Below are 14,907 nucleotides of genomic sequence, written 5' to 3'. Positions count from 1 at the left end.
CCGCCAGCGTTCGTCCTGAGCCAGGATCAAACTCTCCGTGAATGTTTTCCCGTGATCGGGATGAACACCACGAGAGCGGAACAGCCAGGCGGAATAGGCCCGGCCGTTCACAGCGTCCTCGCTGTGTTTTTTCAAAGGAACCTCGCCCCAGCAGATGCTGGAGACGGGGTATCAACATATCTGGCGTTGACTTTTGGCACGCTGTTGAGTTCTCAAGGAACGGACGCTTCCTTTGTACTCACCCGAGAATCTCTCTCGCGGCTTTCCTCCGGGCGCTTCCCTTCGGTGTTTCCAAACTCTATCAGGGTTTTTCCGGCTCTCTGACCACCGTTCTGCGGGCATGCAGAAGGAGACCCGAGTTAGGATCTGACAAGTTGGGTGCCGCCGGGCAACGACGCTTGTTCGCATCGCTCAGCCTCAAGCAGGAGTACGACTGTACATGGGGCCGCGGAGCGCGTGCAAATCCATTACGCTGGTGGTCTAGACCTCTATTGGGAGGTATCCGGCGAACCGGGACTTCCCATGACATACCCTGCTCAGCAGTGGGCCGCCCGGGACAGGCCGTGACGGCTCAACTATGAATCTCCACCCCTGGGAGGCTCCCATGACCACCGTTACGTCCCCGCTCGCCGGACGCGCCGTCGGACTTGCCGCAGTGCCGGATCCGGTCTTCTCCGGGGCCATGGTCGGCCCGGGTACCGCCATCGACCCCGTGCGCGAGCCGTCCGAGGCCGTCGCGCCCGTGGACGGAGTCATCGTCTCCCTCCACCCGCACGCCTTCGTCGTGGTGGACGCCGAGGGGCACGGAGTCCTCACCCATCTCGGCATCGACACCGTGCAGCTCAACGGTGAAGGCTTCGAACTGCTCGTGAGCAAGGGCGACACCGTGACCCGTGGTCAGGGCATCGTGCGCTGGGACCCGAGCGCCGTCGAGGCCGCCGGCAAGTCGCCGGTCTGCCCGGTCGTCGCGCTCGAGGCCACGGCCGAGGCGCTCTCCGAACTCCGTGAGGACGGCGACGTCAAGTCGGGCGACAGCCTCTTCGTCTGGAAGTGACGTCATCGCCGTCGGGTGACGGCATGCAGGACAACCACCGCGGCGGCGGGGTCCGCCGCACTACCGGAGACGGGTGAGATGGAGACAACGCTGCGAGGCGTCGGCGTGAGCCACGGGGTGGCGATCGGCGAGGTTCGGCACATGGGAACGGCGGTGCTCGAACCGCCCGCCAAGCAGATCCCGGCCGAGGAGGCGGAGCGCGAACAGGGGCGCGCCCGCCAGGCCGTGGAAGCGGTGGCGGCCGACCTGATGGCGCGGGGCAACCTGGCGGGGGGCGAGGCCCAGGCCGTGCTCGAGGCGCAGGCGATGATGGCGCAGGATCCCGAGCTGATCGCGGACGTGGACCGACGGATCGCTGTCGGCAGCACCGCCGAGCGCGCGGTGTACGACGCCTTCGCCGCGTACCGGGACCTGCTCGCCGGTGCCGGTGAGTACCTCGCCGGGCGCGTGGCGGACCTCGACGACGTGCGGAATCGTATCGTCGCGCGGCTGCTCGGTGTGCCGATGCCGGGTGTGCCGGACAGCGACGAGCCCTATGTACTGGTCGCGCGTGACCTCGCGCCCGCGGACACCGCGCTGCTGGACCCCACGCTCGTCCTCGGTTTCGTCACAGAGGAAGGCGGGCCGACGAGCCACAGCGCGATCCTGGCGCGGGCGCTCGGCGTGCCGGCCGTGGTGGCGCTGCCGGGCGCCGGTGAGCTGGCCGAGGGCACGATGATCGCCGTGGACGGCAGCACCGGCGAGATTTTCGTGAACCCGAGCGACGGGAAGAAGGCCCAGCTGGAGGCCTCGGCCGCCGAGCGCAAGGCCGCGCTGGCCGCGTCGACCGGTCCCGGCGCCACCTCCGACGGTCACAAGGTGCCGCTGCTCGCCAACATCGGCGGTCCCGCGGACATCGCGGCCGCGGTGGAGGCCGGCGCCGAGGGTGTCGGCCTGTTCCGGACGGAGTTCCTCTTCCTGGACGACAGCAAGCAGGCCCCCTCCGAGGCGAAGCAGGTCGAGGCCTATCGACAGGTTCTCGAGGCGTTTCCCGAGGGCAGGGTCGTCGTGCGGGTGCTGGACGCCGGTGCCGACAAGCCGCTGGACTTCCTGACGCCGGCGGACGAGCCGAACCCTGCCCTCGGTGTACGAGGCCTGCGGACGCTGCTCGACCACCCCGAGGTGCTGCGCACCCAGCTGACCGCGCTGGCGAAGGCGGCCGAGGGACTGCCCGTCTACCTCGAGGTGATGGCCCCGATGGTGGCGGACCGTACGGACGCGAAGGCGTTCGCGGACGCGTGCCGGGACGCCGGGCTGCGGGCCAAGTTCGGCGCGATGGTGGAGATTCCGTCGGCTGCGCTGCGGGCGCGTTCGATCCTTCAGGAGGTCGAGTTCCTGTCGCTGGGCACGAACGACCTGGCGCAGTACACGTTCGCCGCCGACCGTCAGGTGGGCGCGGTGTCCCGGCTCCAGGACCCGTGGCAGCCGGCGCTGCTGGACCTGGTCGCGCTGTCCGCCGAGTCGGCGACGGCCGAGGGCAAGAGCTGTGGGGTCTGCGGTGAGGCCGCGTCCGATCCGCTGCTCGCGTGTGTGCTGACCGGTCTGGGTGTCACCTCCCTCTCCATGGGTGCGGCCTCGATTCCCTATGTGCGCGCGGCTCTCGCGAAGTACACGCTGGCGCAGTGCGAGCGGGCCGCGGCCGCGGCGCGTGCGGCCGACACCGCGGAGGAGGCGCGCAACGCGGCTCAGGCGGTGCTGTCCGGCGAGTAAGGGGACGCGGCCGGCCACGGTGCTTTTGTCCGGGGCGCTCCACCTGGTGGTGGGGCGCCCCGCGCATGTCCGTGGCCCCGGTCAGTGGCGGTGTTCCGGCGCCGGGCCCTGACCTCCCTCCCCTTCTCCGAGGTCCGGCGGGACGCCGTAGTCGACCCCGGATTCGGGGGAGATCAGGTCGCCCGATTCCACATCGGTGCAGTAGGCGTCGAAGACCTCGCCGGCGGTCAGGGGTTCGAGGCCGCCCCCGCGCAGGCGCCAGCCGTAGACGCGGTCCGTGGTGGCGGGGGCGGTGGTTCGCATGACCAGTCCCCCTGGGCTGCGGGTGGCGATACCCAGGGCCAGCACCGTGGTGAATTCGAGCGCCTCGGCCTCGTCGAGCCGCGAGGTGCCGTCGGCGGCCCGGTCCACGTGGAGGGCGGCGACCAGGGTTTCCGGGGTGCCGGAGACGCTGCAGACAAGGTGCCGGTCGCCGGGCGGCGCCGTGTCGAGGATGCGGACGAGAAGTTTCGAGGCCCGGTCGAAGGCGGTGCTTCCGATGTCCTCGCCGCAGGTCGCGCAGGCGCCGACACGGGCCAGCAGTGTCGAGGCGTACTCCCAGGTCGCCTGTCGTACCGCTTCGTCGACGAGGGCGGGGAGGAGGTCGGCGAGTTGCTGGCCCTCGTAGGGAACGGTGGGGCCGGTGGCCGCGAGTTCGGCGGTGAAGCGGGTCCGGCTCGACGGGAGATCGGGGTCGAGGCCTCGGCCCTCGCAGAAGTCGGCGTACTCCTGGGGGTCGAAGAGGGCGACGGTCGTGTGGCTGCCCTGGGCGGCGCGTGTTTTGAGCAGGGCTTCCACCTGGCGCAAGTAGGTTTCGTGGTCGTCGAAGATGAAGCTGCGGTAGCGCCGCATCGCCCGGAAGTCGTACTCGTCGGTGAGCAGGCCGATGGTGCCGGCGACCTCGCGATGCAGGACGCGTCGCGTGGTCGTGCGGTCGGTGTGCGCCATGTTTTCCCCCTGTGCGCTGCACGGTCGATCAATGCTCACTCACAGTAATCGCCGGCACTGACAACGGCCTCGGCTCACCGTGTCGCTGCGGGTGAGCCGAGGCCGTCGTCGTGGCTGTCGTGCGCCGGGGGGTCAGCCTCGCTTGCGGGCGAGGTCCTCGTAGAAGTGGAGCAGGTCGAGGTTGTCGATCGAGCCGGGGTTGACCGCCTTCTCCAGCGGGGTGCCCTGGAGGAGTCGCTTGACCGGGACCTCGATGCGCTTGCCGGTGAGGGTGTGCGGGACTCCGGGCACCTCGATGATCTCGTCGGGGACGTGCCGGGGGGAGAGCTGCTCCCGGATGGTCTGCTTGATCCGGGTCAGGAGGACCTCGTCGAGGACGGCTCCGGGCGTCAGGTGCACGAAGAGCGGCATCCAGTAGCCGCCGTCGGGCTGTTCGATGCCGATGACGAGGGATTCCCTGATCTCGGGCAGGCGCTCGACCGCCTCGTAGATGTCGGCGGAGCCCATCCGCACGCCCTGCCGGTTGAGCGTGGAGTCGGAACGGCCGTGGATGATCACGGAGCCCCGGGACGTGAGGGTGATCCAGTCGCCGTGGCGCCAGACGCCGGGGTAGGTGTCGAAGTAGCTGTCGCGGTAGCGGCTGCCGTCGGGGTCGTTCCAGAAGTGGATCGGCATGGACGGCATCGGGTTGGTGACCACGAGTTCGCCGACCTCGTCCGTCAGCGGTGTGCCGCTCGGGTCCCAGGACTGCAGGTCGGTGCCGAGTCCCGGCGCCTGGAGTTCGCCGATGTGCACGGGCAGGGTGGGCACGGCTCCCGCGAAGCAGGAGCACACGTCCGTGCCGCCGCTGACGGAGGCGATCCACAGGTCGTCGCGGACCTCGTCGTGCAGCCAGCTGAATCCGTCGGGAGGCAGGGGCGAGCCGGTGGTGGCGACGCACTGCACGCGCGCGAGGTCGAAGTCCCGACCGGGGTGGATGTCCGCCTTGCGGCAGGCCATGACGTAGGCGGCGGAGGTCCCGTAGAACGTGGCTTCCGTGCGTTCGGCGATGCGCCACTGGGCGCCGGTGTCGGGGAAGCCGGGGCTGCCGTCGTAGAGAACGACCGTGGTGCCCGTCAGGAGGCCGGAGACGAGGAAGTTCCACATCATCCAGCCGGTCGAGGTGTACCAGAAGAAGCGGTCCTCGGGTCCCAGGTCGCAGTGCAGGGCGAGCTGCTTGAGGTGTTCGACGAGGATGCCGCCCTGGGACTGGACGATGGCCTTGGGGAGCCCGGTCGTGCCGGAGGAGTACAGCACCCACAGAGGGTGTCCGAACGGCACCTGTGCGAACTCGGGCTCCTCGTCCGCGCCCGTCAGGGCCGACCACTGAAGGGCGCCCTCGGGAGCCGCCGTGCCGAGGAGCGGGATGTGCACGACCGCGCGCAGGGTGGGCAGTTCGCGGCGCAGTTCAGCCACGGTGTCCCGGCGGTCGTGTTCCTTGCCGCCGTAGCGGTAGCCGTCGACGGTGAACAGGACGACCGGTTCCACCTGCTGGAAGCGGTCGAGGACGCTGCGGGCGCCGAAGTCGGGTGCGCAGGACGTCCAGACGCCGCCCACGGCGGCGGTCGCGAGGAAGGCGACGACGGCCTCGGCGATGTTGGGGAGGTAGCCGCTGATCCGGTCTCCGGGACGTACCCCGAGGGCGCGCAGTTCCGCGGCCAGGGAGCCGACCTGCCGGCGCAGCTCCGACCAGGTGACGGGGCGGGGTTCCTGGGTCTCGTCCACGCACAGGAGGGCCGGTTCGTCCGGGCGGGTCGCGGCGGCTCGCAGGGCGTGTTCGGCGTAGTTCAGGGTCGCGCCGGGGAACCACTGCGCGCCGGGCATCGATCGGTCGGCCAGCACGCGCGCGTAGGGCGTCGAGAACCGTATGTCGAACCACTCCGTGACGGCTTGCCAGAACGCCTCCAGCTCGTCGACGGACCAGCGGTGCAGTGCGGCGTAGCCGCCCTCGCTCGGTGCGCCGTGGTGCTCGGCCGCCCACGCCTGGAACTCGGTGATCTGTGCCTGGGCGATGCGTTCGGGATCGGGCTGCCAGAGCGGCTGGGGGTTCACGATCGACATGGCGGCTCCCGGACTGTGCGCGTCGTGTGCGTCGCTCGCGCACGTGCTGGGGTGTGCGCGTGACGCGGCTGACACGGACGATGCCATGTGATCGACTTCTGCACCAGGGTGCCGCCCACATAGTCCGTGTCGTGAAGATGTGGTCCTGGCACGGGTGAACGGCAGTTGAACGACACACGAGAACGCGCCGGTCAGTGGCAGGGTGAGCGGCATGGACGGTCGTGACCTGGTGCATTCGGTGAAGGCGGTCGGTTTGGTGGGGGCGACTCAGGGGTTGCGTTCCGTACGGGCGGCATGGCGCAGGCGCCGCGCGGACGCCGTCGGCCTGCCCGCGCGGGGCGCCGAACGCGCGCGGGTGCCCGGCCAGGTGCAGGAGGCGACACCCGGTCCTGGTGGCGGCGTCCTGCGGTTCAGCCGGTCCGAGCTGCGGATCACCGTCGCGGTGAACGGGGCCGTGTTCTGGGGCTGGGACGGTGCGGCCCCGGAGCCGTCGTACGCGCTGGCAGGCCGTTGTCCGGAACCCGATCCCCGGGCGGTGCTGGAGCCGGACAAGGACGGCGGTTGGCGCGTCGTGGCGGAGCGGGTCACGGTCGTCGTGTCACGGAACGGGGCCGTGGAGGTGCGCACCCCCGGTGGGGTGACGCTGCGCCGGGATCTGCCGCCGCGGTGGTGGGAGCCGGTCGGGGGCGGCCAGGCGCGTTGGATGCAGCGTTCCGAGGTGTCCGCGGACGCACGTTTCTTCGGGCTGGGTGGGCGATCCTCGGGTCCCCGGCTGCGGGACGGGTCGTACCGGCTGTGGAACACCGACCCGGGGCGCGCGTTCGCACCGGGCGACGATCCGCTGTACATCACGATGCCGGTGCAGCTGGTGGTGGCCGACGCGGGCACGCACCTGGTCTTCCACGACTCCTCGTGGGACGGCACGGCGACGGTGCGCGAGGGCGAGGAGGGTGCGGGTTCCGGGCACGATCGGCCGGGGACGTGCGAGATGCGTCTGGAGGGCGGTCCGCTGCGGTGCTGGGTGATCGTGGGCACCCCCGCGCGCGTGCTGCTGGCCTGGGCCTCGCTCACGGGCGCGCCCGCGCTGCCGCCGGCCTGGGCGCTCGGCCACCATCACGCGCGGTGGGGTTTCGGCAGCGCGCGCGAGGTGCGGCGGATCGTGGCGGGGTACCGCGAGCACGGGCTGCCGCTGGACGCCGTGCATCTGGACATCGACCACTACGACGCCCATCAGGTGTTCACGGTGGACCGGGAACGGTTCCCCGAGCTGCCGGCGCTCGCCGAGGAGCTGCGCCGGGAGGGGATCCGGCTGGTGTCGATCGTCGACCCCGCGGTGAAGGCCGAGCCGGGCAACGAGGTCTACGACAGCGGTACGGCCCACGACGTGTTCGTGCGGGACACCTCGCAGGAGCCGGTGCGGGGTGTGGTGTGGCCCGGTGAGGTGGTGTACCCGGACTTCACACACGCGCGCGTGCGCAAGTGGTGGGGCGGCCTCTACGAGGAGCGGCTGGCGCAGGGGTTCTCGGGGTTCTGGCACGACATGAACGAGCCGACGTCGTTCGCGGCGTTCGGGGAGCCGACGCTGCCGCGTTCGGCGCGGCACGGGCTGGAGGGGCGCGGCGGCGACCATCGCGAGGCGCACAACGTGTACGCCCTGTGCATGGCCAGGGCGGGCTACGAAGGGGTGCGCGAGCTGGCGCCTCAGGAGCGGCCTTTCCTGTTCTCGCGGTCGGGCTGGGCCGGTATGCAGCGCTACGGGGGCACCTGGTCGGGCGACGTGGCCACCGGCTGGCCGGGGCTGCGTGCGTCGCTGTCGCTCGTCATGGGGCTCGGGCTGTGCGGGGTGCCGTACTCGGGGCCGGATGTGGGTGGCTTCGACGGGAGTCCCTCACCGGAGCTGTATCTGCGCTGGCTTCAGCTGGGTGCCTGGCTGCCGCTGTTCCGCACGCACGCGAGCATGCGGGCGGGGCGCAGGGAGCCGTGGGAGTTCGGGACCGAGGTGCTGGAGCACGCGCGCGAGGCGCTGGTCGAACGGCGACGACTGCTGCCGTACTTCCTGATGCTGGCGCATCTGGCCCGCCGCACCGGCGCGCCCTATGTGCGACCGCTGTGGTGGAGTTCGCCGGAGGACCGGGCGCTGCGGGACTCTGAGGACGCGTTCCTGCTCGGCGACTGTCTCCTGGTGGCGCCGGTGCTCGATCCCGGCGCGGACCGGCGTGCGGTCCAGCTGCCTCGGGGCCGCTGGTACGACACGGCAACCGAGCGGGCGTACGAGGGCCCGGGCCAGGTTCTCGTGGACGCCCCGTTGTCGCGGATCCCGGTGCTCGCGCGCGCGGGGGCGGTGATTCCCACGCGCGGGGCGGACGGCGGGCTGGAGCTGGAGGTGTGGGCTCCCGTCCGGGGGCGGACCGGGTCCGGGCTGGTGGTGGCGGACGCCGGGGACGGGTGGGAGGAACCGACGATCGAGCGCTACTACGCGCGTCGGGAGGACTCCGGTGTGGTCGTCGAGCGCGAAGGGCGGGGCGGCGAGGAGCCGCCCCACCCGGTGCGGGTACGAGGGCTCGGCGAGCGCTGACTCAGATGTACCGGCCCTCGAACCAGGCCTTCACGGCGAGCGTGTGCAGCGGAAAGGCGAGTTCCTCGGGCCTGCGCAGGAGGTGCCAGCCCTCCGTCTCGTCCGTGGCGGCGGGCTCGGGCAGGCGGTCGGCGGGGCGCTCCGGCAGGACGCCGAACAGCAGCAGGTGGCCGTCGGGTGAGCTCATCGCGTCCATGAGCCGGACGTCCCGGCTCGCCGCCTCGATGCCGGTCTCCTCCCTGAGCTCGCGGACCAGGGCCTGCCGCCAGTCCTCCCGGTCGTCGATGTAACCGCCGGGCAGTGCGACGCCCCCTTGCGCGGGCGCGACGGTGCGGGTGATGACGACCAGGGCGGTCCCCTGGGTGTCGTACACCGGCTGGAGCGCGACCGCGACCGGCAGCGGGTTGCGGTACGCGACGGCGGCGCAGGCAGGGCAGGTGCGGGGCCAACCGGAGACGCCCTCTCCGTAGGGCGATCCGCAGCTCGAACAATGGGAGTTCGGGGCGGAGTTGGGGGCGGAGTGCTGAGTTTCGGACACGCGCGGACTGTAGCCGATCTTGCCGGGAGCGTCTCCAGGCGGGTCGCCGGGCGGGACCAGGCGGGTCGTTCCCGGCCGGCCGACCGCTGCCCTTAGCGCTTCTCCGGATCCGGTGGCACACTTCTGACGCATCGTCAGTTCTCGTGCTCGGGAGGCACCTTGTCGCGTACACGAACACCCGTGGTCGAGGGTTGGTTCACCGGGGACGGGGAGGAGTTCCGCCTGCTGGGCACGCGCTGTTCGGTCTGCGCCGCCGTCTTCTTCCCCCGCGAGGACACCCATTGCCGCAACCCCGGCTGCGACGGCGGGGAGTTGAAGGAGGTGCCGCTGTCACGGAAGGGACGCGTCTGGTCGTACACGGACAGCCGGTACCGGCCTCCGTCACCCTACGTGAGCGATCCGGAACTTCCGTGGGAGCCGTACGCGTTGATAGCCGTGGAGCTGGAGTCCGAGCGGATGGTGGTGCTGGGGCAGGCGGCTCCCGGGATCACCGTCTCCGACCTGGCGGTGGGCATGGAGGTGGAGGTCGTCGCCGGCGTGCTGTCCGAGGACGCCGGGACGACCTGGACGACGTGGCACTGGCGGCCGACGGGGGTGGTGGCATGACGGGGGACGTGGCGGTGCTGGGGGCGGGCATGCACCCCTGGGGCAAGTGGGGGCGGCGTTTCGTCGAGTACGGCGTGGTGGCCGCGCGCGCGGCGCTCGCCGAGGCGGGGCTGGAGTGGCGGCAGGTGGGCTCCGTCGTCGGCGCGGACACCGTGCGCGGCGGCTACCCCGGGTACGTGGCAGGGGCCACCTTCGCCAAGGCGCTGGGCTGGCAGGGTGCGCGGATCACCAGCGTGTACGCGGCGTGCGCGTCGGGGGCGGCGGCCATCGGCACCGCGCGGGCACAGATCCTGGCGGGCCTGGCCGACGTGGTCCTCGTGGTGGGCGCGGACGCCGCGCCCAAGGGCTTCTTCCGGCCCGCGGGAGGTCAGCGGCCGGACGATCCGGACTGGCTGCGGTTCCGGGTGCTCGGGGCGAGCAATCCCACGTACTTCGGGCTGTACGCGCGCCGGCGCATGGCTGTCCATGGCGACACCCTGGAGGACTTCGCCCGGGTCAAGGTGAAGAACGCGGCCCTCGGCGCGCTGAACGCGAACGCGCGCTATCGCAAGCGGGTCACCGCCCGGGAGGTGGCCGCCTCGCCGGTGGTCGCGGACCCGCTGCGGCTGCTCGACATCTGCGCGACCTCGGACGGCGCGGCCGCACTCGTGCTGTCCAGCATCGATTTCGCGCGCCGCCACGGCGTGCCGGAACCGGTACGGATCCGGGCGGTGTCCACCGTGACACCTCGCTATCCCAGCACCGTCCTGGACCTGCCCGACATCGCGACGGACTCCGCCGCGGCCGCCGCGCCCGCCGAGGAGACGTTCCGGGCCGCGACGGCCCGGGCCGCCTACGAGGAGGCGGGCGTCGGACCCGAGGACCTGTCCCTCGCCGAGGTGTACGACCTGTCCACGGCGCTGGAGTTGCAGTGGTACGAGGACCTCGGGCTGTGCGAGGAGGGCGAGGGCGCCGCACTGCTCCGGAACGGCGGGACGGCGCCGGGCGGGCGCATACCCGTCAACACGAGCGGGGGCCTGGCGTCCTTCGGGGAGGCGGTTCCCGCGCAGGCGATAGCCCAGGTCTGCGAGGTGACATGGCAGTTGCGCGGTCAGGCCGGTGATCGGCAGGTGCCCGGGGCGCGGGTGGGGATCACCGCCAACCAGGGGCTGTTCGGGCACGGGTCGGCGGTGATCGCGGTGCGGTGAGGAGGGCGGCGCCGCGCCGTGGCGCGACACTCCGGCGGGCGGCGCGGGGGTGGTGCCTCGTGCGAACTCAGAGTCCTCGTCGCACCACGGACAATGCCCTGTCACACCGTCCTCGTGCGCCTTGTCCGCACGCTGTGTGATCACCTCGGAATCCTGCGTGAACGTCTCATGAACTGGGCCTCAGCCCTCTCCGAGGGCGCCATCATGCTCCCGTGCGCTCCTGGTCGGACACTCTCCGCTTCGCTTTCCAGCCGGTGGTCAACCTGTCCACCGGCGGGGTCGCGGCGCTGGAGATCCTCGCCCGGCCGGAAGCGGGGGACATCCTGGCCGAGGCGCGTCGGGATCCCGTACTCGACGGTCGTCTGGCCGTCCTGGCGGTCCGCGCGGCGGTGCGCAAGGAGTCACTGCTGCCGCTTCACGTCAACGTGTTCGCCGGGACGCTCGCGGACCTCGGTGGGCTCACCTCGCTGCACGCCGCCGTGCGCGGGGCCGGGCGCATGCCGTGGGAAGTCACGATCGACGTCTGCCCGCCGTACACGCACGTGCCGCAGCACGCGCTGCTGGAGGCGGTCGCCGCGCTGCGGGAGCAGGGGTTCCGCATCAGTGCCGACGGCGTCGGGGACGGCGACGCACCCCTGCGGCTGCTCACGGATCTCGGGCCTGACCTGGTGAAGCTCGACGCGTCGCTGCTGGCGCGGCCTGCCGCGGTGCGGGCGATGCGGACGCTCTGCGACGAGTTGGGGGCGCTGCTGTGCGTAGAGGGCGTGGAAACCGAACTGCAGTTCGCGGCAGCGTTGTCAGCGGGTGCGCAGTTGGCGCAGGGCGAGCTGTTCGCGCCCCCGGCCAGGCTGCCGGCCGCTGAGGTGTACGTTCCGCCCCGCTCCCCCGCGGCCGAGACGCCTTCGCCGTCGGGGCCGCTGGTGCGGGAGTTCGTGCGGCCGGCCGCGCTGCTGCCCGCGAACGCGTCCGCGGCTCAGGTGCGTGCGCTGCTCACCGGGTCCCCCGACGTCTCCGGGGTGCTGCTCGTGGACCGCGACGGGGTGCCGGTGCGGTCCATGCACCGGTCGCGGTTCCTGCTGTCCCTCTCGGGCCGCTACGGGCACGCCCTGTACGCCGACCGGCCCGCCGCCAAACTGGGTGACGCGCCGCGCACGGTGGGCATCGACGCCACCGCGTGGGAGGTGCTGGAGGTCGTCGCGGACGGCGGGCGCGACCGTACGTCCGACGACGTGGCCGTCGTCGACGCGTACGGGCGGTGCGTGGGCGTCGTACGGCTCGCGGACCTCGTGCGGGCGCTGGCCGAGACGCGGGTCGAGGAGGCGGCCGGACTCAATCCGCTGACGCGGCTGCCCGGGTCGGACACGATCACCGGCGAGGTGGACCGACGCATCGCGGGGGGCAGGCCGTTCGCGCTGAGCTGGCTGGACGTCGACCATTTCAAGCAGGTGAACGACGGCGCCGGGTTCGCGGCCGGGGACGAACTCATCCGGTCGGTGGGACGGGCCTTGCAGGTCGCGGCTTCCGGCAGCACGCGCGTGGGGCACATCGGCGGGGACGACTTCCTGGTGCTCGCCGATCCAGAGGGGCTGGATCCGCTCGCCCTCTCGGTCCTCGACGTGCCCTGGTCGGCCGGCGGCCTGCCGGTGACGCTGTCCCTGGCCACCGTGCTGTGCCCGCCCGGGAGCGTCAGTGATCACCGAGAGGCGGCGGCATCCCTGGCGCCCCTGAAGAAGGCCGCCAAAGCGCTCAGAGGGGCCAGCTGGGTGCTGGGACGAGCGGGACGGCCCGGACACGAGATCCTGCGCGGCACGGACCCGACGACCAGCGGGGCCGGGTGCGCCCTGGGCGAGCCGGGCAGAGGCTGAGAGGGCGCCTGAGCCCGCGGGGGCGCGGCCAGGCCTTCCCGGTGTTGTGGGCCCGCGATCGCGGCTCAGGCGGCGAGCGAGGGGGGCGCGGGCCCCCACGCCGGAGCGAGCACGCCTCGGGAACGGGTGCCGTCAGCGACCTTGACGCCCCTTGAGCGCCGGTGAACACTTCGGGTGGGCAGCCGACATCGCCGTACATTCGCGGCGCATCCCGGCACTGTGCCGTACGGCTCGTGGGTCGAGGCCCACTCCCTGGCCGGGCCGGCTGCGACGGCTCGCCCGTCACGGGCGCCGGCGGGGCGCGGAACTGTCCGGCTCCGGCTGATCTGCACGGGAGCGACGCGAAGCACCCCGCACGGGGGATCGGGCCGAGCGCCCCGTCCACGGGCCAAGGAGCCGCCATGAACAGCGGAGACGTCTTCGCCGGCGAGGTCGGCGCAACCAGGGACCTGCCCGCCACGGCGTCGGCGCGGCACCGACGGTCACCCTGTGTGGCCACCCGAGCACTCTCGCCCCGTGCGGGCTCCCGCCGATCCGGCGCGACGCCCCTCCGACCGGGGCGACGCGTGGATTTCGGCCGATGGGCCACTCGGCGGTCAGTGCTCGCCGGCCTCACCCACATCGCCGCTTTCTGAACCGAGCCCAAGGGGAAAGCCATGACGAACAACGCCGAGAAGTACGTGGCCGCGATCGACCAGGGCACCACGTCGAGCCGCTGCATCATCTTCGACCACAACGGCGCGATCGTCGCTGTGGACCAGCGCGAGCACCGGCAGATCTTCCCCAAACCGGGCTGGGTCGAGCACGACGCGACCGAGATCTGGTCGAAGGTGCAGGCGGTGGTCGCCGGGGCCGTCGCCAAGGCCGGACTGCGCCCCGATCAGCTCAGCGCCCTCGGCATCACCAACCAGCGCGAGACGACGGTGCTCTGGGACCGCGCCACGGGCAAGCCCGTGCACAACGCCATCGTGTGGCAGGACACCCGCACCGCCGCGCTCTGCGTCGAACTGGGCGGCAGGGACGGCCAGGACCGGTTCCGTGAGCAGACCGGGCTGCCGCTGGCGAGCTACTTCTCCGGGCCCAAGGTGTCCTGGCTGCTGGACAACGTGCCCGGTCTGAGGGCTCGCGCGGAGCAGGGTGAGATCGCCTTCGGCACGATGGACTCCTGGTTGATCTGGAACCTTACCGGTGGTACCGACGGCGGCCGGCACGTCACCGACGTCACCAACGCCGGGCGCACCATGCTGATGAACCTGGAGACCCTCCAATGGGACCCCTCCATCCTCTCCGCGATGCAGGTGCCCGAGTCCGTGCTGCCCGAGATCATGTCCTCGGCAGAGGTGTACGGGACGGCGGTCGGCCAGCTCGCCGGCGTGCCGGTGGCGTCCGCGCTCGGCGACCAGCAGGCGGCCGTGTTCGGGCAGGCCTGCTACGACGTGGGGTCGGCGAAGAACACGTACGGCACGGGCAGCTTCCTGTTGCTCAACACGGGGGGCCGGCCGGTGCCGTCCAAGAACGGGCTGCTGACGACGATGGGCTACAAGATCGGCGGCGAGGCGCCCGTGTACTGCCTGGAGGGATCCATCGCGATCACGGGCGCCCTCGTCCAGTGGTTCCGCGATCAGCTCGGCGTCATCCGTACCGCCGACGAGATCGAGACACTGGCGGCGAGTGTCGACGACAACGGCGGCGCGTACATCGTGCCCGCGTTCTCCGGCCTGTTCGCGCCGTACTGGCGCTCCGACGCGCGCGGGGTCGTCGCCGGGCTGACCCGGTACGTCACCAAGGGGCATCTGGCGCGTGCCGTGCTGGAGGCGACGAGCTGGCAGACGCGCGAGGTCGTCGACGCCATGTACCAGGACTCGGGCGTGCACATCAGCACCCTGAAGGTGGACGGCGGCATGACGAAGAACAACCTGCTGATGCAGCACCAGGCGGACGTCCTCGGCGTGCCCGTGATCCGGCCCAAGGTGTCCGAGACGACCGCCCTGGGCGCCGCCTACGCGGCCGGACTCGCCACCGGCGTGTGGAACGACCTGGACGAGCTCAAGGCGCAGTGGCGGAAGGACGCGGAGTGGACACCGGCCATGGAGGCCTCGGAACGGGACCGCGAGTACCGCCGCTGGCGCCGGGCGGTGGAGAAGACCCTCGGGTGGGTGGAGGACGGCGACGACTAGCCGTCGCCCGCACCCCGATGGGGCGTCGCGCCCATGAACTGCGGCCCGTACCCCGGTCGGCGAGGGTAC

10 protein-coding genes are annotated in these 14,907 nt (G+C 71.8%); 7 read left to right on the top strand and 3 right to left on the bottom strand.

Translation table 11 applies throughout. From position 1 onward, the window contains the following. The first annotated feature begins 604 nt into the window (after positions 1-604). Both ACZ7LV_RS16465 and ptsP read left to right on the top strand, forming a co-directional pair. Entirely contained in the window at positions 605-1,054 is a 450-nt protein-coding gene (locus tag ACZ7LV_RS16465) for a PTS sugar transporter subunit IIA (RefSeq protein WP_471939878.1), read from the top strand. A 78-nt stretch (positions 1,055-1,132) separates the two neighbouring features. Then, positions 1,133-2,803: a phosphoenolpyruvate--protein phosphotransferase gene (gene ptsP, locus ACZ7LV_RS16460; RefSeq protein ID WP_471939876.1), complete on the top strand. Its 1,671-nt coding sequence runs from the start codon at positions 1,133-1,135 to the stop codon at positions 2,801-2,803. An 81-nt stretch (positions 2,804-2,884) separates the two neighbouring features. Here the strand turns inward: ptsP and ACZ7LV_RS16455 are convergent, their stop codons facing one another. Together ACZ7LV_RS16455 and ACZ7LV_RS16450 are read right to left on the bottom strand one after the other, a co-directional pair. Continuing rightward, positions 2,885-3,790, bottom strand: a complete 906-nt coding sequence (locus ACZ7LV_RS16455; protein ID WP_471939874.1) for a hypothetical protein — start codon at positions 3,788-3,790, stop codon at positions 2,885-2,887. A 132-nt stretch (positions 3,791-3,922) separates the two neighbouring features. Beyond that, the gene (locus tag ACZ7LV_RS16450) at positions 3,923-5,890 is read right to left on the bottom strand and encodes an acetoacetate--CoA ligase (RefSeq protein ID WP_471939872.1); all 1,968 of its coding nucleotides are present in this window, start codon (positions 5,888-5,890) and stop codon (positions 3,923-3,925) included. A 211-nt stretch (positions 5,891-6,101) separates the two neighbouring features. Between ACZ7LV_RS16450 and ACZ7LV_RS16445 the strand changes: the two genes are divergently transcribed. Further along, positions 6,102-8,465, top strand: a complete 2,364-nt coding sequence (locus ACZ7LV_RS16445) for a glycoside hydrolase family 31 protein (RefSeq protein ID WP_471939870.1) — start codon at positions 6,102-6,104, stop codon at positions 8,463-8,465. A 1-nt stretch (position 8,466) separates the two neighbouring features. Here ACZ7LV_RS16445 and ACZ7LV_RS16440 read toward each other — a convergent pair whose 3' ends face one another. Next, positions 8,467-9,003, bottom strand: coding sequence for an NUDIX domain-containing protein (locus ACZ7LV_RS16440; RefSeq protein ID WP_471939868.1), 537 nt, complete (start codon positions 9,001-9,003; stop codon positions 8,467-8,469). A 180-nt stretch (positions 9,004-9,183) separates the two neighbouring features. Between ACZ7LV_RS16440 and ACZ7LV_RS16435 the strand changes: the two genes are divergently transcribed. The 4 genes from ACZ7LV_RS16435 to glpK all read left to right on the top strand — a co-directional run bounded on the left by ACZ7LV_RS16435 (position 9,184) and on the right by glpK (position 14,838). Continuing rightward, positions 9,184-9,609: a Zn-ribbon domain-containing OB-fold protein gene (locus ACZ7LV_RS16435; RefSeq protein WP_471939866.1), complete on the top strand. Its 426-nt coding sequence runs from the start codon at positions 9,184-9,186 to the stop codon at positions 9,607-9,609. Further along, on the top strand, positions 9,606-10,796 hold the full coding sequence (locus tag ACZ7LV_RS16430) for a lipid-transfer protein (RefSeq protein WP_471939864.1): 1,191 nt from the start codon (positions 9,606-9,608) through the stop codon (positions 10,794-10,796). The genes ACZ7LV_RS16435 and ACZ7LV_RS16430 overlap by 4 nt, the downstream gene beginning before the upstream one ends. A gap of 212 nt (positions 10,797-11,008) precedes the next feature. After that, entirely contained in the window at positions 11,009-12,661 is a 1,653-nt protein-coding gene (locus ACZ7LV_RS16425; RefSeq protein ID WP_471939862.1) for an EAL domain-containing protein, read from the top strand. Between the two features lie 656 nt (positions 12,662-13,317). Beyond that, positions 13,318-14,838 carry a glycerol kinase GlpK gene (gene glpK / locus ACZ7LV_RS16420; RefSeq protein ID WP_471939860.1) on the top strand — a complete coding sequence of 507 codons (1,521 nt, stop codon included), beginning with the start codon at positions 13,318-13,320 and terminating at the stop codon, positions 14,836-14,838. Positions 14,839-14,907 lie beyond the last annotated feature (69 nt).

This window comes from Streptomyces sp. NPDC107562, assembly GCF_055657325.1.
This window is presented reverse-complemented; position numbering and strand designations above follow the sequence as displayed.

What these genes read in the sequence shown, in the direction of transcription:
- ACZ7LV_RS16430 (WP_471939864.1), top strand. Translation starts at nt 9,606, where the DNA reads ATGACGGGGGACGTGGCGGTGCTGGGGGCGGGCATGCACCCCTGGGGC.
- ACZ7LV_RS16445 (WP_471939870.1), top strand. Translation starts at nt 6,102, where the DNA reads ATGGACGGTCGTGACCTGGTGCATTCGGTGAAGGCGGTCGGTTTGGTG.
- ACZ7LV_RS16465 (WP_471939878.1), top strand. Translation starts at nt 605, where the DNA reads ATGACCACCGTTACGTCCCCGCTCGCCGGACGCGCCGTCGGACTTGCC.
- ACZ7LV_RS16455 (WP_471939874.1), bottom strand. Translation starts at nt 3,790, where the DNA reads ATGGCGCACACCGACCGCACGACCACGCGACGCGTCCTGCATCGCGAG.
- glpK (WP_471939860.1), top strand. Translation starts at nt 13,318, where the DNA reads ATGACGAACAACGCCGAGAAGTACGTGGCCGCGATCGACCAGGGCACC.
- ptsP (WP_471939876.1), top strand. Translation starts at nt 1,133, where the DNA reads ATGGAGACAACGCTGCGAGGCGTCGGCGTGAGCCACGGGGTGGCGATC.
- ACZ7LV_RS16450 (WP_471939872.1), bottom strand. Translation starts at nt 5,890, where the DNA reads ATGTCGATCGTGAACCCCCAGCCGCTCTGGCAGCCCGATCCCGAACGC.